This window comes from Streptomyces sp. IBSBF 3136 (assembly GCF_036815105.1).
In the GTDB taxonomy this organism is placed as follows: Bacteria; Actinomycetota; Actinomycetes; order Streptomycetales; family Streptomycetaceae; genus Streptomyces.
The window spans coordinates 9,743-32,464 of sequence record NZ_JAJSZC010000015.1; the positions used below are offsets into that span (position 1 = coordinate 9,743).

Consider the following 22,722-nt stretch of genomic DNA (forward strand, 5'->3'; position numbering starts at 1 on the left):
CATGGGACTCGAAGAAAAGCTGCCGAGCGGCTTCCTGCTCACCACCGTCGAGCAGGCCGCGGGCTGGGTGCGCAAGGCGTCCGTCTTCCCGGCCACCTTCGGCCTGGCCTGCTGCGCCATCGAGATGATGACCACCGGCGCCGGCCGCTACGACCTCGCGCGCTTCGGCATGGAGGTCTTCCGCGGCTCGCCGCGCCAGGCGGACCTGATGATCGTCGCCGGCCGGGTCAGCCAGAAGATGGCGCCGGTGCTCAGGCAGGTCTACGACCAGATGCCGGCCCCGAAGTGGGTGATCTCCATGGGCGTGTGCGCCTCCTCGGGCGGCATGTTCAACAACTACGCGATCGTCCAGGGCGTCGACCACATCGTCCCGGTCGACATCTATCTCCCCGGCTGCCCGCCCCGGCCCGAGATGCTGATGGACGCGATCCTCAAGCTCCACCAGAAGATCCAGTCCTCCAAGCTCGGCGTGAACGCCGAGGAAGCGGCCCGCGAGGCGGAGGAGGCGGCGCTCAAGGCCCTGCCCACGATCGAGATGAAGGGGCTGCTGCGGTGAGCGACGCGAACGACACCAACGGCGCGAACGGGGTGAACCCCGAGAAGGACCTCGCCGCCTCCAACCTCCCCGGCCAGCGCGGCCAGGGCGGTGAGGAGATCCGCGTCCAGCGCGGCATGTTCGGCGCCGACAACGGCGGCGACACCTCCGGCTACGGCGGCCTGGTCCGCTCGATCCGACTCCCCGGACCCGCGGCACGGCCCTACGGCGGCTGGTTCGACGAGCTCGCCGACGAGCTGGAGGGCGCCCTGGAGGAGCAGGGACTCCTCCCCGGCAACGCCATCGAGAAGACGGTCGTCGACCGCGGTGAACTCACCTTCCACATCGAACGCGAGCACCTGGTCCGCGTCGCCCGCACCCTGCGCGACGACCCCGCCCTGCGCTTCGAGCTCTGCACGGGCGTCAGCGGCGTCCACTACCCGCACGACAAGGGCCGCGAGCTGCACGCCGTCTACCACCTGCGCTCGATCACCCACAACCGGCTCGTCCGGCTCGAGGTCAGCGCCCCGGACAGCGACCCGCGCATCCCGTCGCTGGTCCCCGTCTACCCGACGAACGACTGGCACGAGCGCGAGACGTACGACTTCTTCGGCATCGTCTTCGACGGTCACCCGGCCCTGACGCGGATCATGATGCCGGACGACTGGCAGGGCCACCCGCAGCGCAAGGACTACCCCCTCGGCGGCATCCCCGTCGAGTACAAGGGCGCCCAGATCCCGGCTCCGGACCAGCGGAGGTCGTACTCGTGAGCACGCAGTCAGCATCCTCCCGCCCGTCGCCCGGCCACCACGCCACATCGGGTCCCTCCGGGACGGAGAGTCCTTCCCGGGAGACCACCGAGGGCACCGTCTACACGGTCACCGGTGGCGACTGGGACGAGGTCGTCCAGTCCGCGGCCCGCGCCGACGACGAGCGCATCGTCGTCAACATGGGTCCCCAGCACCCGTCCACCCACGGAGTGCTCCGCCTGATCCTGGAGATCGAGGGCGAGACGGTCACCGAGGCCCGCTGCGGCATCGGCTACCTGCACACCGGCATCGAGAAGAACCTCGAGTTCCGCACGTGGACCCAGGGCACCACGTTCGTGACGCGCATGGACTACCTGACGTCCTTCTTCAACGAGACCGCCTACTGTCTCGCCGTCGAGAAGCTCCTCGGCATCGAGGACCAGATCACCGAGCGCGCCAAGATCATCCGGGTCCTCCTGATGGAGCTGAACCGGCTCTCCTCGCACCTGGTGTGCATCGCCACCGGCGGCATGGAGCTGGGCGCCACCACGATCATGATCTACGGATTCCGTGATCGTGAAATGATTCTCGACATCTACGAGCTCATCACGGGCCTGAGGATGAACCACGCGTACATCCGGCCCGGCGGACTCGCCCAGGACCTGCCGCCCGGGGCGGTGGACCAGATCCGCGAGTTCGTGAAGAAGATGAAGAAGAACCTCCCGGAGTACGACAAGCTCGCCACCGGGAACCCCATCTTCAAGGCCCGTATGCAGGACGTCGGCTACCTCGACCTGGCCGGCTGCATGGCCCTCGGCGCCACCGGCCCGATCCTGCGCTCCACCGGCCTGCCGCACGACCTGCGCAAGGCACAGCCGTACTGCGACTACGAGACGTACGACTTCGACGTCCCGACCGCCGACAGCTGCGACTCCTACGGGCGCTTCCTGATCCGCCTGGAGGAGATGCGCCAGTCGCTCGGGATCGTCGAGCAGTGCCTGGACCGGCTCCAGCCCGGCCCGGTCATGGTCGCCGACAAGAAGATCGCCTGGCCGGCCCAGCTCGCCCTGGGACCGGACGGGCTCGGCAACTCCCTCGACCACATCAAGAAGATCATGGGCACCTCCATGGAGGCCCTGATCCACCACTTCAAGCTGGTCACCGAGGGCTTCCGCGTACCGCCGGGACAGGCGTACGCGGCCGTCGAATCGCCCAAGGGCGAGCTCGGGGTCCATGTCGTCTCCGACGGCGGCACCCGCCCCTACCGGGTCCACTTCCGCGACCCGTCCTTCACCAACCTGCAGGCCATGGCGGCGATGTGCGAGGGCGGCCAGGTCGCCGACGTCATCGTCGCCGTCGCGTCCATCGACCCCGTGATGGGAGGCGTCGACCGGTGACCACCAGTTCCTCGGAGCGGGGCGTCAGCCTGGGCATGCCCGAACTGCCCGCACCCGCTTACCCGGACGACGTCCGGGCCCGGCTGGAGACGGACGCGCGCGAGGTCATCGCGCGCTACCCGGACTCCCGGTCGGCCCTGCTGCCGCTGCTCCACCTCGTGCAGTCGGAGGAGGGCCACGTCACGCGCACCGGAATGCGGTTCTGCGCGGAGATGCTCGGCCTGACCACCGCCGAGGTCACCGCCGTCGCCACCTTCTACACCATGTACCGGCGCAGGCCCTCCGGTGACTACCAGGTGGGCGTCTGCACCAACACGCTGTGCGCGGTGATGGGCGGCGACGCGATCTTCGAGACGCTCCAGGAGCACCTGGGCGTCGGCAACGGCGAGACCACCGACGACGGCAAGGTGACCCTGGAGCACATCGAGTGCAACGCGGCCTGCGACTTCGCGCCGGTCGTGATGGTCAACTGGGAGTTCTTCGACAACCAGACCCCCGGCAGCGCCAAGCGCCTGGTCGACGACCTGCGCGAGGGGCGGCCCGTCCAGCCCACGCGCGGGGCGCGGCTGTGCACCTTCAAGGAGACCGCGCGGATCCTGGCCGGCTTCCCCGACGAGCGGCCCGGGGCCGTCGAGGAGAGCGGTGGCGCGGGACCGGCGTCACTGGTGGGCCTCCGCCTGGCAAGGGGAGAGGCCGCACCCGCGCGCGTGGTCCATCCGCGCGGCGGTCCGCACGAGGAGCCGCGGGACAGGGTGCACGAGCCGTCCCCGGCCGAGCACCTCAGCTCCCATGACGCGCCGCAGGACACATCGGCCTCCGACCCCGCCCACCCGGCAGGGCCCACCGCCGAGGAGGGGGAGTGATGACCGTGGTACCCGAGGTCAAGGACACCAGTCCGGAGAAGCTGCTCGCACCCGTGCTGTCGGCCTTCTGGGACGAGGACCGGTCGTGGAGCCTGGACGTCTACCACAGGCACGAGGGGTACGAGGGGCTCCGCAAGGCGCTCGCCATGTCACCGGACGACCTGATCGCCTACGTCAAGGAGTCCGGGCTGCGAGGCCGCGGCGGCGCGGGCTTCCCGACCGGGATGAAGTGGCAGTTCATCCCGCAGGGTGATGGAAAACCGCACTATCTTGTTGTCAACGCCGACGAGTCGGAGCCCGGGACCTGCAAGGACATCCCGCTCCTCTTCGCGAACCCGCACAGCCTCATCGAGGGCATCGTCATCGCGTGTTACGCCATCAGGTCGTCGCATGCCTTCATCTATCTGCGGGGCGAGGTCGTCCCCGTTCTGCGGCGGCTGCACGAGGCCGTGCGCGAGGCCTACGCGGCGGGCTACCTCGGCGAGAACATCCTGGGCAGCGGACTCGACCTGGAACTCACCGTGCACGCCGGCGCCGGCGCGTACATCTGCGGTGAGGAGACCGCACTGCTCGACTCGCTCGAAGGCCGCCGTGGTCAACCGCGGCTGCGTCCTCCCTTCCCTGCCGTCGAAGGGCTCTATGCCTGCCCGACTGTGGTGAACAACGTCGAGTCGATCGCGTCGGTTCCCGCCATCCTGAAAAACGGGAAAGACTGGTTCAGGTCCATGGGCAGCGAGAAGTCCCCGGGCTTCACGCTCTACTCGCTCAGCGGCCACGTCGCCAGCCCCGGCCAGTACGAGGCCCCGCTCGGCATCACGCTCCGCCAGCTCCTCGACATGAGCGGCGGCATGCGCACCGGGCACCGCCTCAAGTTCTGGACCCCGGGCGGCTCCTCGACCCCGATGTTCACCGACGAGCACCTCGACGTCCCCCTCGACTACGAGGGCGTCGGCGCCGCCGGCTCCATGCTCGGCACCAAGGCCCTGCAGTGCTTCGACGAGACGACCTGCGTGGTGCGGGCGGTGACCCGCTGGACCGAGTTCTACGCCCACGAGTCCTGCGGCAAGTGCACGCCGTGCCGCGAAGGGACGTACTGGCTGGTGCAGTTGCTGCGGGACATCGAGGCGGGCAAGGGCGTCATGTCCGACCTCGACAAGCTCAACGACATCGCCGACAACATCAACGGCAAGTCCTTCTGCGCCCTCGGCGACGGCGCGGCCTCACCCATCTTCTCCTCGCTGAAGTACTTCCGCGAGGAGTACGAGCAGCACATCACGGGCCGGGGCTGCCCCTTCGACCCGGCCAAGTCGACGGCCTGGGCGGACCGCCCGGAGGTGAACGCATGACCGTGACCACCAGTGCTCCCTCCGGAGGGGGAGAGGCGGCGGTCCCGCCGGAAGACCTCGTCACGCTGACGATCGACGGCGCCGAGATCAGCGTGCCCAAGGGCACCCTGGTCATCCGGGCCGCCGAGCAGCTCGGCATCGAGATCCCGCGCTTCTGCGACCACCCCCTCCTGGACCCGGCCGGCGCCTGCCGCCAGTGCATCGTCGAGGTCGAGGGCCAGCGCAAGCCGATGGCGTCCTGCACCATCACCTGCACGGACGGGATGGTGGTGAAGACCCACCTCACGTCCCCCGTGGCCGAGAAGGCCCAGCACGGCGTGATGGAGCTGCTGCTCATCAACCACCCGCTGGACTGCCCGGTCTGCGACAAGGGCGGCGAGTGCCCGCTGCAGAACCAGGCCATGTCGCACGGCAACGCGGAGTCCCGTTTCGAGGGCCGCAAGCGGACCTACGAGAAGCCCGTCCCCATCTCCACGCAGGTGCTGCTCGACCGCGAGCGGTGCGTGCTGTGCGCCCGCTGCACCCGGTTCTCCAACCAGATCGCGGGCGACCCGATGATCGAGCTGGTCGAGCGGGGCGCGCTCCAGCAGGTCGGCACCGGCGAAGGCGACCCGTTCGAGTCGTACTTCTCCGGGAACACCATCCAGATCTGCCCGGTCGGCGCCCTCACCTCGGCGGCCTACCGCTTCCGCTCCCGCCCCTTCGACCTGGTCTCCTCGCCGTCGGTGTGCGAGCACTGCTCCGGCGGCTGCGCCACCCGCACCGACCACCGGCGCGGCAAGGTCATGCGGCGGCTCGCCGCCAACGACCCCGAGGTCAACGAGGAGTGGATGTGCGACAAGGGACGCTTCGCGTTCCGGTACGCACAGCTCAAGGACCGCCTCGACGTCCCCCTGGTGCGCAACGCCGAGGGCGTCCTGGAGGCCGCCTCCTGGCCGGAGGCGCTGGAAGCGGCCGCGCGCGGACTCACCGCCGCCCGGTCCCGGGCCGGTGTCCTCACCGGCGGCCGGCTGACCGTCGAGGACGCCTACGCGTACAGCAAGTTCGCCCGCGTGGCGCTCGACACCAACGACATCGACTTCCGCGCGCGCGTGCACAGCGGCGAGGAGGCCGACTTCCTGGCGTCCCGGGTGGCGGGCCGGGGCCGTGACCTCGACGGCACGGGCGTCACGTACACCTCCCTGGAGAAGGCGCCCGCCGTCCTGCTCGTCGGGTTCGAGTCGGAGGAGGAGGCGCCCGGCGTCTTCCTGCGGCTGCGCAAGGCCTGGCGGGGGCACAAGCAGCGGGTCTTCGCCCTGGCCACGCATGCCACCCGGGGCCTGGAGAAGGCGGGCGGCACCCTGCTGCCGGCCGCTCCCGGCACCGAGACCGAGTGGCTGGACGCTCTCGCCGGCGGCATCGGCCTGGAGGACTCCGGCACGGCGGCCGCGCAGGCGCTGCGCTCCGAGGGAGCCGTGATCGTGGTGGGGGAGCGGCTCGCCGCGGTCGCCGGCGGGCTCACCGCCGCCGTACGCGCCGCCACCGCGACCGGTGCCCAGCTCGTGTGGATCCCGCGGCGGGCCGGCGAGCGCGGCGCCGTCGAGGTGGGCGCGCTGCCGTCGCTGCTGCCGGGCGGCCGCCCGGCGACCGACCCGCGCGCGCGGGAGGAGGTCGCCGCCGTCTGGGGCCTGGCCGAACTGCCCGGGCGCTACGGGCGCGACACCCACCAGATCATCGAGGCCGCCGCCACCGGTGAACTCTCGGCCCTCGTGGTCGCCGGCGTGGAGCCGGCCGACCTGCCCGACCCGGCACGCGCGCGTGAGGCGCTCGACAGCGTCGGCTTCCTGGTGTCGCTGGAACTGCGGCCCAGCGAGGTCACCGAACGCGCCGACGTCGTCCTGCCGGTCGCCGCGGTCGCCGAGAAGCCCGGCACCTTCCTCAACTGGGAGGGCAGGGTGCGCTTCTTCGACGCCGCCCTGAAGCCCGAGCAGATGACCCGCCGCCTCGCCCCGACCGACACCCGCGTGCTGCAGATGCTGGCCGACGCCATGGACGTCCACCTGGGTCTGCCCGATCTGCGCACCACGCGCGCGGAGATCGACCGGCTCGGCGCCTGGGACGGCCCGCGGGCCTCCGAGCCCACGGAGTTCGCCAGGGCGCTGCCGCGTCCGGCCGCCGGCGAGGCGGTGCTCGCCGGCCACCGGCTGCTGCTCGACCAGGGCGTCCTGCAGGAGGGCGACGAGGCGCTCGCCGGCACACGGCACGCCGCCCACGCCCGGCTGTCGTCCGCCACGGCCGCCGAGGTGGGCGTCGCGGACGGCGAGGTCCTGACCGTCACCGGCCCCCGGGGCACGGTCGGACTCCCGCTCCGCGTCACCGACATGCCGGACCGGGTGGTCTGGCTCCCGCTGAACTCCGTCGGCGGCGGCGTCGCCTCCGACACCGGGGCCACTCCCGGCTCCCTCGTCCGTATCGGCCCGGCGGCACGTGCCGAAGAACCCCCCGAGGAGGTGGAGGCATGAGCCCGTACCTCGCCGCTGAAGACCTCTCGATGTTCGGCCGCGACCCCTGGTGGCTGGTCGTCGTCAAGGCGGTCTTCTGCTTCGCCTTCCTGATGGTGACCGTGCTCTTCTCCATCGTCTGGGAGCGCAAGGTCGTCGCCTGGATGCAGCTGCGCATCGGCCCCAACCGGCACGGCCCCTGGGGCATGCTCCAGTCGCTCGCCGACGGCGTGAAGCTGATGCTCAAGGAAGACATCATCGTCAAGCGCGCGGACAAGGTGGTCTACGTCCTCGCGCCGATCGTCGCGGCCATCCCGGCCTTCATGGCGATCGCGGTGATCCCCTTCGGGCCGGCCGACAACGAGATCTCGATCTTCGGCACGCGGACCACGATGCAGCTCACCGACCTGCCGATCGCGATGCTCTACATCCTCGCGGTCGCCTCGGTCGGCATCTACGGCATCGTGCTGGCGGGCTGGAGCTCCGGCTCCACCTACCCGCTGCTCGGCGGTCTGCGCTCGTGCGCCCAGATGATCTCCTACGAGATCGCCATGGGCGCCGCGTTCGCCTCGGTGTTCCTCTACTCCGGGTCGATGTCGACGTCCACGATCGTGGAGCAGCAGCACGACCGCTGGTACATCCTGCTGCTGCCGGTCTCGTTCATCCTCTACATCGTCACGATGGTCGGCGAGACCAACCGCGCCCCCTTCGACATGCCGGAGTCCGAGGGCGACCTGGTCGGCGGCTTCAACACCGAGTACTCGTCCATCAAGTTCGCGATGTTCATGCTCGCCGAGTACGTGAACATGGTGACCGTCTCTGCCGTGTCGACCACCCTGTTCCTCGGCGGCTGGCGCGCCCCCTGGCCCATCAGCGGCTTCTGGGCGGGCGCGAACCACGGCTGGTGGCCGCTGCTCTGGTTCGTCATCAAGGTCCAGCTGCTGCTGTTCTTCTTCATCTGGCTGCGCGGGACGCTCCCGCGCGTCCGCTACGACCAGCTGATGAAGCTCGGCTGGAAGGTCCTCATCCCGGTCTCGGTGACCTGGCTGATGCTCGTCGCGACCGTACGGGCCCTGCGCAACGAGCACTACGACTTCGCCGACATCGCCCTCTACGTCGGCGGGGGCGTCCTGGCCCTGCTGCTGCTCTCCTTCGTCGTCGACATGTTCCGCGAGAAGGGCGAGAAGGGGAGGACGGCCGAGCAGCAGGCCGCCGCCCAGCAGCCCGGGTTCGACCCGATGGCGGGCGGGTTCCCCGTGCCGCCGCTGCCCGGACAGGAGTTGCCCCCCGTGCCCAGGCGCCGCTCGCGCCGCGAGGGCGAGCTGATTGTCAGTGGTGGACCGGACACTGTCAGTGACGGATCTACGGATGGAAAGGAGGCGTCCGATGGCTGAGGAGCCGAAGGAGTCCGGGCAGACGAAGCCCGGCTTCCAGAACCCGGTGGCCGGCTTCGGCGTGACCTTCAAGGCCATGTTCAAGAAGCGGCTGACCGAGCAGTACCCGGAGCAGCAGAAGACCACGGCTCCGCGGTTCCACGGACGGCACCAGCTCAACCGCCATCCGGACGGCCTGGAGAAGTGCGTCGGCTGCGAGCTGTGCGCCTGGGCCTGCCCCGCCGACGCCATCTACGTGGAGGGCGCCGACAACACCGAGGAGGAGCGCTACTCCCCGGGCGAGCGCTACGGCCGCGTCTACCAGATCAACTACGCCCGCTGCATCCTGTGCGGGCTGTGCATCGAGGCGTGCCCCACGCGCGCGCTGACGATGACCAACGAGTTCGAACTGGCCGACTCCAGCCGCGCCAACCTCATCTACACCAAGGAACAGCTGCTCGCCGGTCTCGAGGAGGGCATGGTCGACACGCCTCACGCGATCTTCCCGGGCACCGACGAACAGGACTACTACCGGGGCCTGGTGAGCGAGGCGGCGCCGGGCACCGTGCGGCAGACCGCCGTGTCCGAGGGCGAGGAGCCGCAGGAGGCCGCGGCCACCACCGGCGCGCAGGAACCGGCGTCGCGGGAGGTGACCGGCCGATGAGCGCGCAGCAACTCGCCGCCGCCTACACCACGTCCACCGGTGAGGCCTTCCAGTTCTGGATCCTCGGCACCGTCGCGGTGCTGGGCGCCCTCGGCACCGTCTTCATGAGGAAGGCCGTGCACAGCGCGCTCAGCCTCGCCGGGACCATGATCATCCTGGCGGTGTTCTACCTCGCCAACGGCGCCTACTTCCTCGGCATCGTCCAGATCGTCGTCTACACCGGCGCGATCATGATGCTGTTCCTGTTCGTGGTGATGCTCGTCGGCGTCACGGCGGCGGACTCGCTCAAGGAGACCATCAAGGGCCAGCGGTGGCTGGCCCTGCTGTGCGGGGTCGGCTTCGGCGTCCTGCTGTTCGCGGGCATCGGGCACGCCTCGCTGACGGAGTTCGACGGCACCGGCCAGGCGAACGCGAACGGCAACGTGGAGGGGCTCGCGTCCCTCATCTTCACCAAGTACGTCTTCGCCTTCGAGATCACCGGTGCCCTGCTGATCACGGCCGCCGTCGGCGCCATGGTGCTCACCCACCGCGAGCGCACCGAGCGGGCCAGGACCCAGCGCGAGCTGTCCGAGCAGCGCATCCGCGAGGGCAAGCACATCCCGCCGCTGCCGGCCCCCGGCGTCTACGCCCGGCACAACGCCGTGGACGTCGCCGGCCTGCTGCCCGACGGCACACCGTCGGAGCTCACCGTCAGCAAGACGCTGCGCGAGCGCGGCCAGATCCGCGACGTGTCCACCGAGGCGCTGAACGACCTGCGGGCCCTGGAACAGCGCGCCGAGGAGCGCCTGGAACGGACCGCGATCGAGCCGACGACGTTCAAGCGGTCCGAGGAGGCGTCGAAGTGAACCCCGTCAACTACCTCTATCTCGCCGCCCTGCTGTTCACCGTCGGCGCGACCGGGGTGCTGATCAGGCGCAACGCGATCGTCGTGTTCATGTGCGTCGAGCTGATGCTCAACGCCTGCAACCTCGCGTTCGTCGTCTTCTCCCGGATGCACGGCAACCTGGACGGCCAGATCATCGCCTTCTTCACGATGGTCGTCGCCGCCGCGGAGGTCGTGGTGGGCCTCGCGATCATCGTGTCGCTGTTCCGCACCCGCCACTCGGCCTCGGTCGACGACGCCAGCCTGATGAAGCTGTAAGGGGTCGGAAGAATCGTGGAGAACCTGATCGCGCTGCTCATCGCGGCGCCCCTGCTCGGAGCGGCCGTCCTCCTGACCGGTGGCCGGCGGCTGGACGCCGTCGGCCACTGGATCGGCACGCTCCTGTCGGCCGCCTCCTTCGTGTTCGGCCTGATCCTCTTCGCCGACCTGCTCGGCAGGAACGCCGAACACCGCACGCTCACCCAGCACCTGTGGACGTGGGTCTCGGTCGGCAGCTTCCAGGCGGACGTCACCTTCCGCCTCGACCAGCTGTCGATGACGTTCGTCCTGCTGATCACCGGCGTCGGCTCGCTCATCCACCTCTACTCGGTCGGGTACATGGAGCACGACGAGCGGCGCCGCCGCTTCTTCGGCTACCTGAACCTGTTCCTCGCGGCGATGCTGCTGCTCGTCCTCGCCGACAACTACCTGCTGCTGTACGTCGGCTGGGAGGGCGTCGGCCTCGCCTCCTACCTGCTGATCGGCTTCTGGCAGCACAAGCCCAGCGCCGCCACGGCGGCGAAGAAGGCCTTCCTGGTCAACCGGGTCGGCGACATGGGCCTGTCGATCGCGATCATGCTGATGTTCACCACCTTCGGCACCTTCGCCTTCGGCCCGGTCCTCAGCCACACCGGTGACGCCTCCGAGGGCAGGCTCACCGCGATCGGCCTGATGCTGCTCCTCGCCGCCTGCGGCAAGTCTGCCCAGGTGCCGCTGCAGTCCTGGCTCGGGGACGCCATGGAGGGCCCCACCCCGGTGTCGGCCCTGATCCACGCCGCCACGATGGTGACCGCGGGCGTCTACCTGATCGTCCGGTCCGGCGCCATCTTCAACGCGGCTCCCGACGCGCAGCTCGCCGTCACCGTCGTCGGCGCGGTCACGCTGTTGTTCGGTGCGATCGTCGGTTGCGCCAAGGACGACATCAAGAAGGCGCTGGCCGGCTCGACCATGTCGCAGATCGGCTACATGGTGCTGGCCGCGGGCCTCGGCCCGATCGGCTACGTCTTCGCGATCATGCACCTGGTCACGCACGGCTTCTTCAAGGCCGGGCTGTTCCTCGGCGCCGGTTCCGTCATGCACGGCATGAACGACGAGGTCGACATGCGCAAGTACGGCGGCCTGCGCAAGTACATGCCGATCACCTTCGCCACCTTCGGCCTCGGCTACCTCGCCATCATCGGCTTCCCGTTCCTGTCCGGCTTCTACTCCAAGGACGCGATCATCGAGGCGGCCTTCGCCAAGGGCGGCACACAGGGCTGGATCCTCGGGAGCGTGGCCCTGCTGGGCGCGGCCATCACGGCCTTCTACATGACACGCGTGATGCTGATGACCTTCTTCGGCGAGGAGCGCTGGAGGAACCAGCCCACCCGTTCCCCGCAGGCGCCGAGCGCCGAGCCCGCGGCGGAGCACCACGGCGAGCACACCGAGCCGCACCCGCACGAGTCGCCCAAGATCATGACGATCCCGATGATCGTGCTGGCCGTCGGCTCGGTCTTCGCCGGCTTCCTCTTCCACCTCGGCGACCGCTTCCTGCACTGGCTGGAGCCGGTCACCGGCCACAGCGAGGGCAACTCTCCGGTCAGCGCCATGACGGTCACCGGCGCGACCCTGGTCTGCCTGGTCGTCGGCGTCGCCATCGCCTGGGCCCAGTACGGCCGCAAGCCCGTCCCGGTCGTGCCCCCGCGCGGCTCGCTGCTCACCCGGGCGGCGCGGCGCGACCTGCTCCAGGACGACTTCAACCACGTCGTCCTGGTGCGCGGCGGCGAGCACCTCACGCGCTCCCTGGTGTACGTCGACCACACCCTGGTCGACGGCGTCGTCAACGGCACGGCGGCCGGCTTCGGCGGACTGTCCGGCCGGCTGCGCCGGGTCCAGAACGGCTTCGCCCGCTCTTACGCGGTCTCGATGTTCGGCGGTGCGGCACTCCTGGTCGCCGCGACCCTGCTGATGAGGGCGGTCTGATACCGATGTCCTTTCCCCTGCTGACAGCGGCGGCGGCACTCCCGGCCCTCGGGGCGGTCGCCACGGCCGCCGTGCCGGCCAAGAGCCGCACCGCCGCCAAGTGGCTGGCGCTGGTGGTCTCGCTCGCCACCCTCGCGCTGGCGATCACCGTCCTGGTCCGCTTCGAACCGGGCGGAGCCCGCTACCAGCTCACCGAGTCCCACGCGTGGATCGCGGACTTCGGGGTCAGATACGAACTGGGCGTCGACGGCATCGCCGTGGCCCTGATCGCCCTGACCGCGCTGCTGATCCCCTTCGTGATCCTCGCCGGCTGGCACGACGCCGACCCGCTGGAGACCGGCAGCCGGCGGTGGCGGCCCACCCAGGGCTTCTTCGCGCTGATCCTGGCCGTCGAGGCGATGGTGATCATCTCCTTCGAGGCCACCGACGTCTTCCTCTTCTACATCTTCTTCGAAGCCATGCTCATCCCGATGTACTTCCTGATCGGCGGCTTCGGCGACCGTGCCCACGAGCACGGCGAGGAGGCGGCGTCGACGCAGCGGTCGTACGCGGCGGTGAAGTTCCTGCTCTACAACCTCGTCGGCGGACTGATCATGCTGGCGGCGGTGATCGGCCTCTACGTGGTGGCGGGGAACTTCTCGCTCACGGAGATCGTCCAGGCCCGCGCCAACGGCTCGCTGCACATGGCGTCGAGCACCGAACGCTGGCTGTTCCTCGGCTTCTTCTTCGCCTTCGCGGTGAAGGCGCCGCTGTGGCCGCTGCACACCTGGCTGCCCAACGCGATGCAGGAGTCCACCGCCCCGGTCGCCGTGCTCATCACGGCGGTCGTCGACAAGGTGGGCACCTTCGCGATGCTCCGCTACTGCCTCCAGCTGTTCCCGGACGCCAGCCGGTGGGCGACGCCGGTCATCCTCGTACTGGCGCTCATCAGCATCATCTACGGGGCGCTGCTCGCGGTCGGCCAGCGGGACATCAAGCGGCTGGTGGCGTACGCGTCGATCTCGCACTTCGGGTTCATCATCCTGGGCATCTTCGCGATGACCACCCAGGGCCAGTCCGGCGCCACGCTCTACATGGTCAACCACGGCATCTCCACGGCCGCCCTGATGCTGGTCGCCGGCTTCCTGATCTCCCGGCGCGGTTCGCGGCTCATCGCCGACTACGGCGGTGTCCAGAAGGTCGCCCCGGTGCTCGCCGGCACCTTCCTGATCGGCGGCCTCGCCACCCTCTCCCTGCCCGGACTCGCCCCGTTCGTCAGTGAGTTCCTGGTCCTGGTCGGCACGTTCACGCGCTACCCGGCCATCGGCATCATCGCCACCTTCGGCATCGTCCTCGCCGCGCTGTACACCCTCGTGCTGTACCAGCGGACGATGACGGGCCCGGTGAAGCCCGAGGTCTCGGCGATGCCCGACCTCCGGGCGCGCGAGCTGGTGGTCGTCGCCCCGCTGATCGTGCTGCTGATCTTCCTGGGCGTCTACCCGAAGCCCGTCACGGACATCGTCAACCCGGCGGTCAAGCAGACCATGTCCGATGTACACAAGACCGACCCCAAGCCCTCGGTGGAGGCGGCCAAGTGAGCGCAACAGCCGTCCACAGCCTGTGGACAACCGCGGCCGACCCGATCTCGAAGATCCCGGCGCCGAAGATCGAGTACGGACAGCTGTCACCGACCCTGATCGTCATCGGCGCGGCGCTGGTCGGGGTCCTCGTCGAGGCGTTCGTCCCGCGCAGGTCCCGCTACTACGCCCAGGTGTTCGTGTCCCTCGTGGCGCTCTGCGCCGCGTTCGCCGCGGTCGTCGCGCTGGCGGCCGACGGGTACGGCACCACCAAGGCGCACATCGCGGCCATGGGCGCGATCGCCGTCGACGGGCCGTCCCTGTTCCTCCAGGGCACGATCCTGCTGGCCGGTCTGGTCGCCCTGTTCACCTTCGCCGAGCGGCGCCTCGACCCGGAGGCGCACGGCAACCGGGTCGACTCCTTCGCCGCGCAGGCCGCGTCCGTACCGGGCAGCGACAGCGAGAAGGCCGCCGTCAAGGCCGGGTTCACCACCACCGAGGTCTTCCCGCTGCTGCTCTTCGCGATCGGCGGCATGCTGGTGTTCCCCTCGGCCAACGACCTGCTGACGCTGTTCGTGGCCCTGGAGGTCTTCTCCCTGCCGCTGTACCTGCTGTGCGCGCTGGCCCGCCGCAAGCGGCTCATGTCGCAGGAGGCCGCGGTCAAGTACTTCCTGCTCGGCGCGTTCGCCTCCGCGTTCACACTGTTCGGCATCGCCCTGCTGTACGGCTACGCGGGCTCGGTGTCGTACGCGCGCATCGCGCAGGTCGTCGACGGCACGGTCGCCAACGTCGATCCGGCGCTGGCGAACACCATGGGCAACGACGCGCTGCTGCTGATCGGCACCGCGCTGGTCGTCATGGGCCTGCTGTTCAAGGTGGGCGCGGTGCCGTTCCACATGTGGACGCCCGACGTCTACCAGGGCGCGCCGACCCCGGTGACCGGTTTCATGGCGGCGGCGACGAAGGTGGCGGCGTTCGGCGCGCTGCTCCGCCTGCTGTACGTCGTCCTGCCCGGCATGCGCTGGGACTGGCGGCCGGTCATGTGGGGGGTGGCGGTCGTCACCATGCTGGGCGGCGCGATCGTCGCGATCACGCAGACCGACATCAAGCGGCTGCTGGCCTACTCGTCCATCGCGCACGCCGGCTTCATCCTCGCGGGTGTCATCGCGACGTCGAAGGACGGCGTGTCGTCCGTCCTCTTCTACCTGGCCGGGTACTCGTTCGTGACGATCGGCGCCTTCGCGGTGGTCACGCTGGTGCGCGACGCGGGCGGCGAGGCGACCCACCTGTCCAAGTGGGCCGGGCTCGGCCGCCGCTCGCCGCTGGTGGCGGCGGTCTTCGCGGTGTTCCTGCTGGCCTTCGCCGGTATCCCGCTGACCTCCGGCTTCGCCGGTAAGTTCGCCGTGTTCAAGGCGGCGGCGGACGGCGGCGCGGCCCCGCTGGTCGTGATCGGTGTGATCTCCTCGGCGATCGCCGCGTTCTTCTACATCCGGGTGATCGTGCTGATGTTCTTCAGCGAGCCGCGGCCCGAGGGGCCGACGGTCGCCGTGCCGTCGCCGTTCACCATGGCGGCGATCGGCGTGGGCGTGGCGGTGACGGTGGTGCTCGGTGTCGCACCGCAGTACTTCCTGAACCTGGCGAGCCAGGCGGGAGTCTTCGTGCGCTGAGGCGCTGAGGCGCTGAGCGCGGCCCCGGTTCCTCCTGGTGGGGAACCGGGGCCGACGCACGTCAGCGACCCGACATGCCCTTCATGTCGTTCATGCCCTTCATGTTGCTCATGTTGCTCATGTTGTTCGTGTTCTGCGTGTTCTGGGTGGACGACGCGGGGCACGTCACCCGCGGGTTCCACTGTGCGAAGAGGCCGCTCGGGTTCTTCTTGTACAGCCACACGTGCAGGTCGTAGTGGGTGGGCATGCCCGGGTAGTGGCCGGGCATCGGGCCCTGGAAGTCCTGCCCGAACAGACGGGGCCGCTTCATGTTCTTGCCGGTGACCGGGACGACCCACTCCACGCCGATGAGCCGGCGCTCGCCGTGCCCGGCGTCCTCGTAGAGCAGCGCGGCGGGCCGCTTCGGGTCCAGGGAGCCGAAGCGGGACTCGTTGAAGTAGTGGAAGCCCATGCCGCCCTGGGCGCGGGCCAGGCACACGCGGGCCCGGTAGCCGTCCGCGGTGGCGAACGGCGTGTAGCCGTACTGCGCCGTGGCCGCGTACGCCTCCCCCAGCTGCTGTTCGACGGCGGGGTCGAGACCGGTGGCGTGGGCGGGCGCGGACGCGGGCACGGCGAGGGCCGCGACGAGGGTGAGGGCGGCTCCTGCGAGACGAGCGATCATGAGGTGGGGCTCCTAGGGGCAGGCGCGGGTGGGATCGCGCACCCCTGGAGGAGCGCGCGACGTGATCCGTCGGCGGGCGGGCCTCATCCCGACCCGCTCCAGCAGCCTTTCCCGCGCGCGGGCGGGCGGTCCTCCGGAAGCACCCGATGGGTCGATGGGCGGCTGCCGATAAGCACTCGATCGGTTGAGCGGCGACCGCCGGGCAGCGTCCGATGGGCTGATACGACAAACCATGCGCATCTGTGGACAACTTCCGGCACTGTCGGCGCGGGCCCCTATCGTGGAGGCAGTGGTCGAGGGACGACGACGCACGGGGGACGAGACGGACAGGACACGGGGGACCGGACGATGAGCACGACGGGCGGGATCAGCGAGATGCCAACGGTGACCGAAGGGCCGGACGCGGCCGCGAGCGAGGCGCTGGCCACGCTGCACCGGGTCTTCGGGTACGAGGCCTTCCGAGGCGAACAGCAGGCGGTCATCGAGCACGTGGTGGCGGGCGGCGACGCCGTCGTCCTCATGCCGACCGGTGGCGGCAAGTCGCTGTGCTACCAGATCCCCGCCCTGGTCAGACCTGGTACGGGCGTGGTGGTCTCCCCGCTGATCGCGCTGATGCAGGACCAGGTGGACGCCCTGCGCGCCCTCGGCGTGCGAGCCGGCTTCATCAACTCCACGCAGGACTTCGACGAGCGGCGCATGGTCGAGGCCGAGTTCCTCGCGGGTGAGCTGGACCTGCTCTACCTGGCCCCGGAGCGGCTGCGGGTGGAGAGCACGCTCGGCCTGCTCTCGCGCGGCAGGATCTCCCTGTTCGCGATCGACGAGGCGCACTGTGTCTCCCAGTGGGGCCACGACTTCCGCCCCGACTACCTCACCCTCTCCCTGCTCGGCGAGCGCTGGCCGGACGTCCCGCGGGTCGCCCTCACGGCCACCGCCACGGACGCCACCCATCAGGAGATCACCCAGCGGCTGAACCTGCCGGCCGCCCGCCACTTCGTCGCCAGCTTCGACCGGCCCAACATCCAGTACCGGATCGTGCCCAAGGCCGACCCCAGGAAGCAGCTCCTCGCCTTCCTCAAGGAGGAGCACGCGGGCGACGCCGGGATCGTCTACTGCCTCTCCCGCAATTCCGTGGAGCGGACCGCCGAGTTCCTGAGCGCCAACGGCATCGAGGCGGTGCCCTACCACGCCGGCCTGGACGCCGGCACGCGCGCGACCCACCAGTCGCGGTTCCTGCGCGAGGAGGGTCTGGTCGTGGTCGCGACCATCGCCTTCGGCATGGGCATCGACAAGCCGGACGTGCGGTTCGTCGCCCACCTGGACCTGCCCAAGTCGATCGAGGGCTACTACCAGGAGACGGGCCGCGCGGGCCGCGACGGCCTGCCGTCCACGGCCTGGATGGCCTACGGCCTCAACGACGTCATCCAGCAGCGCAAGCTGATCCAGTCCGGCGAGGGCGACGAGGCGTTCCGCCGCCGGGCCGCCTCCCACCTCGACGCCATGCTCGCCCTGTGCGAGACCGTCCAGTGCCGGCGCGGCCAGCTGCTGGCCTACTTCGGTCAGGACGCCGTCACCGGCGGATGCGGCAACTGCGACACCTGCCTGACCCCGCCGGAGACCTGGGACGGCACCGTCGCCGCGCAGAAGGCGCTGTCGACGGTGGTACGGCTGCAGCGGGAGCGCGGGCAGAAGTTCGGCGCCGTGCAGATCGTCGACATCCTGCTCGGCAAGCGCACCGGCAAGGTGATCCAGTTCGACCACGACCAGCTGTCCGTCTTCGGCATCGGCCAGGACCTCACCGACGGCGAGTGGCGGGGCGTGATCCGGCAGCTGCTGGCGCAGGGGCTCCTCGCGGTCGAGGGGGAGTACGGCACGCTGGCCCTCACCGAGGCGAGCGGTGCGGTGCTGCGCCGGGAGCGGGAGGTACCGCTGCGCAAGGAGCCGAAGCGGCCGACCGCCTCCCGGTCGGGCGCGGGCGCCTCCTCGGGCCGGGGCGACCGCAAGGCCAAGGCCGCCGCGGCCGAACTGCCCGCCGAGCTGCTCCCCGCCTTCGAGGCGCTGCGCGCCTGGCGCGCCGAACAGGCCCGCGAACAGGGCGTCCCGGCGTACGTCATCTTCCACGACGCCACCCTGCGGGAGATCGTCGCCCGCAGACCCGGCTCGGTGCGTGACCTGGGCACGGTGAACGGCGTCGGCGAGAAGAAGCTGGCGACGTACGGCGAAGGCGTGCTGGAGGTGCTGAACTCCCTGGACGGTCCGGCACCGGTCGCCGCCGCGCCGTCGTCCGCCGGCGTGGAGCACCCGGTGGACGAGTGGCCCGAGCCGGAGGACGAGCCGGAGCCGGACGACTGGATGTAGCCCCCGTACCCACCGGGGCGGCCGACGGGCCCGGCCCTTCCGACCCGGTCGACGCCGCCGAGCGACGCGGCCGATCGACCTGGCCGGCACGGCCGGGAAGGGGCTTACGTCAGTGCCGTCAGTCCCGGGGCGAAGGTGATCAGGAGCGGCAGCAGCGGCACCAGGGCCGCCACCGTCGTCGTCAGCGCCCGGTGGCGGCGCAGCAGCCGGGGCGGCGGCTCCAGCAGGCGGTCCACCCGCTCGCCGAGGAGGCGCCGGCTGGAGGCGCAGGACAGCACGCCGCGGTGCTGGTTCAGCTCGATCAGGGCCAGCGCGGTGGTGAGGTGCCCGCAGCGGCGGGAGGCCGTGTCGTCGGCGGCCAGTTCGACCAGCCGGTGCGTCTGGTCGCAGAAGTGGGCGAAGAGCGGGACGCGCGGAAAGCCGGTGGCGAGCGCGGTGGACAGGTGGAGCAGCCAGTCGTGGTGGGCGCGGGCGTGGCCGCGCTCATGGGTGAGGACGGCGTCCAGCTGGTGGTCGGTGAGGCGGTGCAGTGCCCCGGTGGTCACCACGAGCTGCGGAGGGTGTCCGGGCATCCACCAGGCGTCCGGGTACTCGTCCTCCAGCACCAGCATCGGGCCACGGGCCGCGGGCAGCCCCCCGGGCAGGTCGGGTGCCCGCTCGCGCAGGTGCGCGCGCGTCCGGCCACGGCGCCGGTGGACCTCGGCGAGCTCCCGGGTCAGCATCGCCGTCGTCCAGGCGGCCCCGCAGGCCAGCAGCACGGTGAGGGCGACGGCCCAGACCGGGGCGGCGGAGAGGTCGTACGCGGCGGTCACCGCGGGCGGCGCGGGGGCGAACACCCGGTCGCGGACGGTGTGGAAGACGGCCGCCGCGCCCAGCACCAGCGCGGTGAGACAGCACAGCAGGACCGTGGCGACCAGGCACTGCCACACCCACAGCGCGACCACGGGTTCCCGCTCGGTCCAGGCCGCCCGGGTCAGCGCACGTGGTGCCGGCACGGCGGCCGTCAGGGCGACGACGCTCAGCAGGAGCAGGCAGACGGTCATGCCGGGGCTCCGGTTCCTGGTCGGAGAGGCGTGCGGGGCGGGTGGTGCGGTGCCGACACACCAGCCGGCGCGTCAAGTGGTGCGTGTCCCCGCCAGTATGACGGGGACAGGGGCCACGAGTCAGGTGTCCGGCGCCGAATCACCCGCACCGGCGCCCGCCACGGGCCGGGCTCAGCCCGACACGACCCGCCCGCCGACCTCGCCCAGGCCGACCCGGGTCCCGTCCGCGCCCGGCGCCCACGCCGACATCGTCACGACGTCCCCGTCCTCCAGGAACGCCCGCTTGCCGTCGGGGAGTTCGAGCGGGTCACGGCCGTTCCAGGTCAGCTCGAGGAGAGAGCCGCGCTGGTTCTCCAGTGGGCCGCTCACCGTGCCCGAGCCGTACAGGTCGCCGGTGCGCAGCGAGGCCCCGTTCACCGTCATGTGGGCGAGCTGCTGGGCGGCCGTCCAGTACATGGTGGAGAACGGCGGCTCGGACACCACCTGGCCGTTGATCGCGACGGAGATCCGCAGGTCGTAGCCGCCGGGCTCGATCCCGGGGGCCGAGTCGTCCAGGTAGGGCAGCAGCGGGTGGGTGCGCTCCGGGGGCGTCACGCGCGCGTGGTCCAGGGCCTCCAGCGGGGTGATCCACGCCGACACCGAGGTCGCGAAGGACTTGCCGAGGAACGGACCGAGGGGGACGTACTCCCATGCCTGGATGTCCCGCGCCGACCAGTCGTTGAGCAGGCACAGCCCGAAGACGTGCTCCCGGAAGTCGCCGAGCGCCACCGGTCCGCCCAGCCGTGAGGGCACGCCCACCACGAAGCCGACCTCGGCCTCGATGTCCAGCCGGATCGACGGGCCGAAGACGGGCGCCGGGTCGCCGGGGCCCTTGCGCTGGCCGGAGGGCCGTACGACGTCGGTGCCCGAGACGACCACGGTGCCGGCGCGGCCGTGGTAACCGATCGGCAGGTGCTTCCAGTTGGGCGTCAGCGAGTCCTCGGCGTCGGGCCGGAAGATCTGGCCGACGTTCCGGGCGTGGTTCTCGGAGGCGTAGAAGTCGACGTAGTCGGCGACCTCGAAGGGCAGATGCAGGGTCACCGCCGACAGGTGGTGGAACAGCGGTTCGATCGTCGTCCGGTGCGAGGGCACCGTGACCCACGCCGTCAGCGCCCGCCGCACGTCCGACCAGGCGGTGCGCCCGGCGGCCAGGAGGGGGGTGAGGGTGGGCTGCGCGAGCAGGGAGACGTACGGCGAGCCGAGGGCTGCGGCCGCGGCGCCCGCGTCGAGGACGTGCTCACCGAGCCGGACGCCGACCCTCCGTTCCGTGCTGCCGGAGGGCGAGAACACGCCATAGGGAAGGTTGTGCGGACCGAAGGGGTCGCCCTCGGGGACGTCGAAGGGGGGCATGGGGTACTGCCTCACTCTCATCCGCGCCATGCATGGCGATGCGTTCCATATGGTCGCGGCACACGTTACGGCCGAGGCACGGGTCTTGGGCAGTGCCTCCCCCCTCGTGGCGCCGACCTCGAATGGTTGCTCGATTGATGTCTAAAGAGTTCGCAATGTCCGGATAGGTCTTGTCGGAGTAGGCAATTCCGGCTTAGCGTCCTTTGGGGGACACGGACGGGGTGGGTCCGTTCCGTAAGGGGGACACGTGGGGGGACCCGTGGCCAGAAACGCCGTCGGCATGCCGTGCGACGCCGACCGTGACGTACCAGGACTGATCGTCAAATTCGGTGACTATCCGCTGCACCACGGCGGTGTCGGCGCGATCCGCAGTCTGGGCCGGCTGGGTGTGCCCATGTACGCCGTCACCGAGGACCCGTACACGCCGGCGGCGTCCTCCCGTTACCTGACCCGCGCGTTCGTCTGGCCCACGACCGGGGCCGAGGAACCGGGGCACCTGGTCGAGGGCCTGCTGCGCATCGGCCGCCGGATCGGCCGCCCGGCCGTCCTGATCCCGACGGACGAGGAGGCCGCCGTCCTGATCGCCGAACACCAGGACGACCTGGGCGGCCCCTTCCTCTTCCCGCGCGTCGACCCCGCGCTGCCGCGCCGGCTGGCCAGCAAGCAGGGTCTGCACGAACTGTGCGTGGAACACGACGTCGCGAGCCCGGCGGCCGCGTTCCCCGACTCCTACGAGGAGATCGCCGCCTTCGCCGCCGAGGCCCGCTTCCCGGTGGTGGCCAAGAACCGCGAGGCGTTCGTGCGGCGCAGCCGGCCCGCCGTCAACGGCACGACGCGGATCGCCACCCGAGAGGGACTGCTCACCCTGGCCCGCGACTGGGGCGAGCGCCCGGGCGTGATCCTCCAGGAGTACCTGCCGAGGGAGGAGGCCGAGGACTGGATCGTGCACGCCTGCTTCGACGCCGACTCCGCCCCGCTCGCCCTCTTCACCGGCGTCAAGGTGCGCTCCTGGCCCCCGCACGCGGGCATGACGGCGAACGCGTACGTCGTCGACAACCCGGAACTCGCCGACCTCGCCGCCCGTTTCATCAAACAGATCGGCTTCAGCGGGATCATCGACCTGGACCTGCGCTTCGACCGGCGCGACGGACAATACAAACTCCTCGACTTCAACCCGCGCATGGGCGCCCAGTTCCGGCTCTTCGAGAACGAGTCGGGCGTGGACGTCGTACGCGCGATGCACCTGCACCTCACCGGCCGCCCCGTCCCGGAGGGGGAACAGCGGGCCGGCCACCGCTACGTCGTGGAGAACATCGACCTGCCCGCCCTGCTCGCCTACCGCCGCAGCGGCTACACGACGCCGCACGCACCGGCGCGGGCGAGCGGCACGGAGCTGGCCTGGTTCGCGGGTGACGACCCGCTGCCGTTCCTCACGATGCTCGCCCGCTTCGCGCGCCCGGGCGCGAAGCACCTCTATCAGCTGTGGCGGACCAACCGCCGCGGCGGCAGCACCATCACCGCCACGAAGTAGGCAAGGCCAC

Annotated in this window: 18 protein-coding genes; 15 read left to right on the plus strand and 3 right to left on the minus strand. The window is 70.6% G+C overall.

Going from position 1 to position 22,722, the window contains the following annotated elements; all coding sequences use genetic code 11:
- Position 1: 1 nt before the first annotated feature.
- Genes V7E45_RS05395 through nuoN form a run of 13 tightly spaced genes read left to right on the plus strand, consistent with a single transcriptional unit; the run spans position 2 to position 15,733 of the window.
- The gene (locus tag V7E45_RS05395; protein ID WP_020941564.1) at positions 2-556 is read left to right on the plus strand and encodes a NuoB/complex I 20 kDa subunit family protein; all 555 of its coding nucleotides are present in this window, start codon (positions 2-4) and stop codon (positions 554-556) included.
- Complete coding sequence (locus V7E45_RS05400) at positions 553-1,305, plus strand: NADH-quinone oxidoreductase subunit C (protein WP_333772914.1); 753 nt, start codon at positions 553-555, stop codon at positions 1,303-1,305. The genes V7E45_RS05395 and V7E45_RS05400 overlap by 4 nt, the downstream gene beginning before the upstream one ends.
- Positions 1,302-2,681: an NADH-quinone oxidoreductase subunit D gene (locus V7E45_RS05405; RefSeq protein ID WP_333772915.1), complete on the plus strand. Its 1,380-nt coding sequence runs from the start codon at positions 1,302-1,304 to the stop codon at positions 2,679-2,681. The genes V7E45_RS05400 and V7E45_RS05405 overlap by 4 nt, the downstream gene beginning before the upstream one ends.
- Positions 2,678-3,544 carry an NADH-quinone oxidoreductase subunit NuoE gene (nuoE, locus tag V7E45_RS05410; protein ID WP_333772916.1) on the plus strand — a complete coding sequence of 289 codons (867 nt, stop codon included), beginning with the start codon at positions 2,678-2,680 and terminating at the stop codon, positions 3,542-3,544. The genes V7E45_RS05405 and nuoE overlap by 4 nt, the downstream gene beginning before the upstream one ends.
- Complete coding sequence (nuoF, locus tag V7E45_RS05415; protein WP_443055942.1) at positions 3,544-4,890, plus strand: NADH-quinone oxidoreductase subunit NuoF; 1,347 nt, start codon at positions 3,544-3,546, stop codon at positions 4,888-4,890. Before nuoE ends, nuoF begins: the two co-directional genes overlap by 1 nt.
- Positions 4,887-7,391: an NADH-quinone oxidoreductase subunit G gene (locus V7E45_RS05420; RefSeq protein ID WP_333772918.1), complete on the plus strand. Its 2,505-nt coding sequence runs from the start codon at positions 4,887-4,889 to the stop codon at positions 7,389-7,391. Before nuoF ends, V7E45_RS05420 begins: the two co-directional genes overlap by 4 nt.
- Positions 7,388-8,764, plus strand: coding sequence for an NADH-quinone oxidoreductase subunit NuoH (gene nuoH / locus V7E45_RS05425; RefSeq protein WP_333772919.1), 1,377 nt, complete (start codon positions 7,388-7,390; stop codon positions 8,762-8,764). The genes V7E45_RS05420 and nuoH overlap by 4 nt, the downstream gene beginning before the upstream one ends.
- The gene (nuoI, locus tag V7E45_RS05430; protein ID WP_333772920.1) at positions 8,757-9,407 is read left to right on the plus strand and encodes an NADH-quinone oxidoreductase subunit NuoI; all 651 of its coding nucleotides are present in this window, start codon (positions 8,757-8,759) and stop codon (positions 9,405-9,407) included. Before nuoH ends, nuoI begins: the two co-directional genes overlap by 8 nt.
- A complete protein-coding gene (locus tag V7E45_RS05435) occupies positions 9,404-10,252 on the plus strand; it encodes an NADH-quinone oxidoreductase subunit J (RefSeq protein WP_333772921.1) in 849 nt (282 codons plus the stop codon). The genes nuoI and V7E45_RS05435 overlap by 4 nt, the downstream gene beginning before the upstream one ends.
- Positions 10,249-10,548 carry an NADH-quinone oxidoreductase subunit NuoK gene (gene nuoK, locus V7E45_RS05440; RefSeq protein WP_020941573.1) on the plus strand — a complete coding sequence of 100 codons (300 nt, stop codon included), beginning with the start codon at positions 10,249-10,251 and terminating at the stop codon, positions 10,546-10,548. The genes V7E45_RS05435 and nuoK overlap by 4 nt, the downstream gene beginning before the upstream one ends.
- Before the next feature lie 15 nt (positions 10,549-10,563).
- Positions 10,564-12,510, plus strand: coding sequence for an NADH-quinone oxidoreductase subunit L (gene nuoL / locus V7E45_RS05445; RefSeq protein ID WP_333772922.1), 1,947 nt, complete (start codon positions 10,564-10,566; stop codon positions 12,508-12,510).
- A gap of 5 nt (positions 12,511-12,515) precedes the next feature.
- On the plus strand, positions 12,516-14,087 hold the full coding sequence (locus V7E45_RS05450; protein WP_333772923.1) for an NADH-quinone oxidoreductase subunit M: 1,572 nt from the start codon (positions 12,516-12,518) through the stop codon (positions 14,085-14,087).
- Complete coding sequence (gene nuoN, locus V7E45_RS05455) at positions 14,084-15,733, plus strand: NADH-quinone oxidoreductase subunit NuoN (protein WP_333772924.1); 1,650 nt, start codon at positions 14,084-14,086, stop codon at positions 15,731-15,733. Before V7E45_RS05450 ends, nuoN begins: the two co-directional genes overlap by 4 nt.
- Before the next feature lie 61 nt (positions 15,734-15,794).
- Here nuoN and V7E45_RS05460 read toward each other — a convergent pair whose 3' ends face one another.
- Positions 15,795-16,394, minus strand: a complete 600-nt coding sequence (locus V7E45_RS05460) for a hypothetical protein (protein WP_333772925.1) — start codon at positions 16,392-16,394, stop codon at positions 15,795-15,797.
- Positions 16,395-16,742: 348 nt separating this feature from the next.
- Between V7E45_RS05460 and recQ the strand changes: the two genes are divergently transcribed.
- Complete coding sequence (recQ, locus tag V7E45_RS05465) at positions 16,743-18,749, plus strand: DNA helicase RecQ (RefSeq protein WP_333772926.1); 2,007 nt, start codon at positions 16,743-16,745, stop codon at positions 18,747-18,749.
- A gap of 104 nt (positions 18,750-18,853) precedes the next feature.
- Here recQ and V7E45_RS05470 read toward each other — a convergent pair whose 3' ends face one another.
- Positions 18,854-19,792, minus strand: a complete 939-nt coding sequence (locus V7E45_RS05470) for a M56 family metallopeptidase (RefSeq protein ID WP_333772927.1) — start codon at positions 19,790-19,792, stop codon at positions 18,854-18,856.
- 171 nt (positions 19,793-19,963) lie between these two features.
- Positions 19,964-21,181 carry a fumarylacetoacetase gene (gene fahA / locus V7E45_RS05475; RefSeq protein ID WP_333772928.1) on the minus strand — a complete coding sequence of 406 codons (1,218 nt, stop codon included), beginning with the start codon at positions 21,179-21,181 and terminating at the stop codon, positions 19,964-19,966.
- A gap of 280 nt (positions 21,182-21,461) precedes the next feature.
- On the opposite strand from fahA, the gene V7E45_RS05480 reads away from it, so the two are divergent.
- Positions 21,462-22,712 carry a carboxylate--amine ligase gene (locus V7E45_RS05480; protein WP_333772958.1) on the plus strand — a complete coding sequence of 417 codons (1,251 nt, stop codon included), beginning with the start codon at positions 21,462-21,464 and terminating at the stop codon, positions 22,710-22,712.
- Positions 22,713-22,722 lie beyond the last annotated feature (10 nt).

Bases quoted from the DNA above. Each gene is read 5' to 3' on its own strand.
- V7E45_RS05395 (WP_020941564.1), top strand. From the start codon at position 2: ATGGGACTCGAAGAAAAGCTGCCGAGCGGCTTCCTGCTCACCACCGTC.
- nuoF (WP_443055942.1), top strand. From the start codon at position 3,544: ATGACCGTGGTACCCGAGGTCAAGGACACCAGTCCGGAGAAGCTGCTC.
- V7E45_RS05420 (WP_333772918.1), top strand. From the start codon at position 4,887: ATGACCGTGACCACCAGTGCTCCCTCCGGAGGGGGAGAGGCGGCGGTC.
- nuoH (WP_333772919.1), top strand. From the start codon at position 7,388: ATGAGCCCGTACCTCGCCGCTGAAGACCTCTCGATGTTCGGCCGCGAC.
- nuoI (WP_333772920.1), top strand. From the start codon at position 8,757: ATGGCTGAGGAGCCGAAGGAGTCCGGGCAGACGAAGCCCGGCTTCCAG.
- V7E45_RS05435 (WP_333772921.1), top strand. From the start codon at position 9,404: ATGAGCGCGCAGCAACTCGCCGCCGCCTACACCACGTCCACCGGTGAG.
- V7E45_RS05450 (WP_333772923.1), top strand. From the start codon at position 12,516: ATGTCCTTTCCCCTGCTGACAGCGGCGGCGGCACTCCCGGCCCTCGGG.
- V7E45_RS05460 (WP_333772925.1), bottom strand. From the start codon at position 16,394: ATGATCGCTCGTCTCGCAGGAGCCGCCCTCACCCTCGTCGCGGCCCTC.
- recQ (WP_333772926.1), top strand. From the start codon at position 16,743: ATGAGCACGACGGGCGGGATCAGCGAGATGCCAACGGTGACCGAAGGG.
- V7E45_RS05470 (WP_333772927.1), bottom strand. From the start codon at position 19,792: ATGACCGTCTGCCTGCTCCTGCTGAGCGTCGTCGCCCTGACGGCCGCC.
- fahA (WP_333772928.1), bottom strand. From the start codon at position 21,181: ATGCCCCCCTTCGACGTCCCCGAGGGCGACCCCTTCGGTCCGCACAAC.
- V7E45_RS05480 (WP_333772958.1), top strand. From the start codon at position 21,462: ATGCCGTGCGACGCCGACCGTGACGTACCAGGACTGATCGTCAAATTC.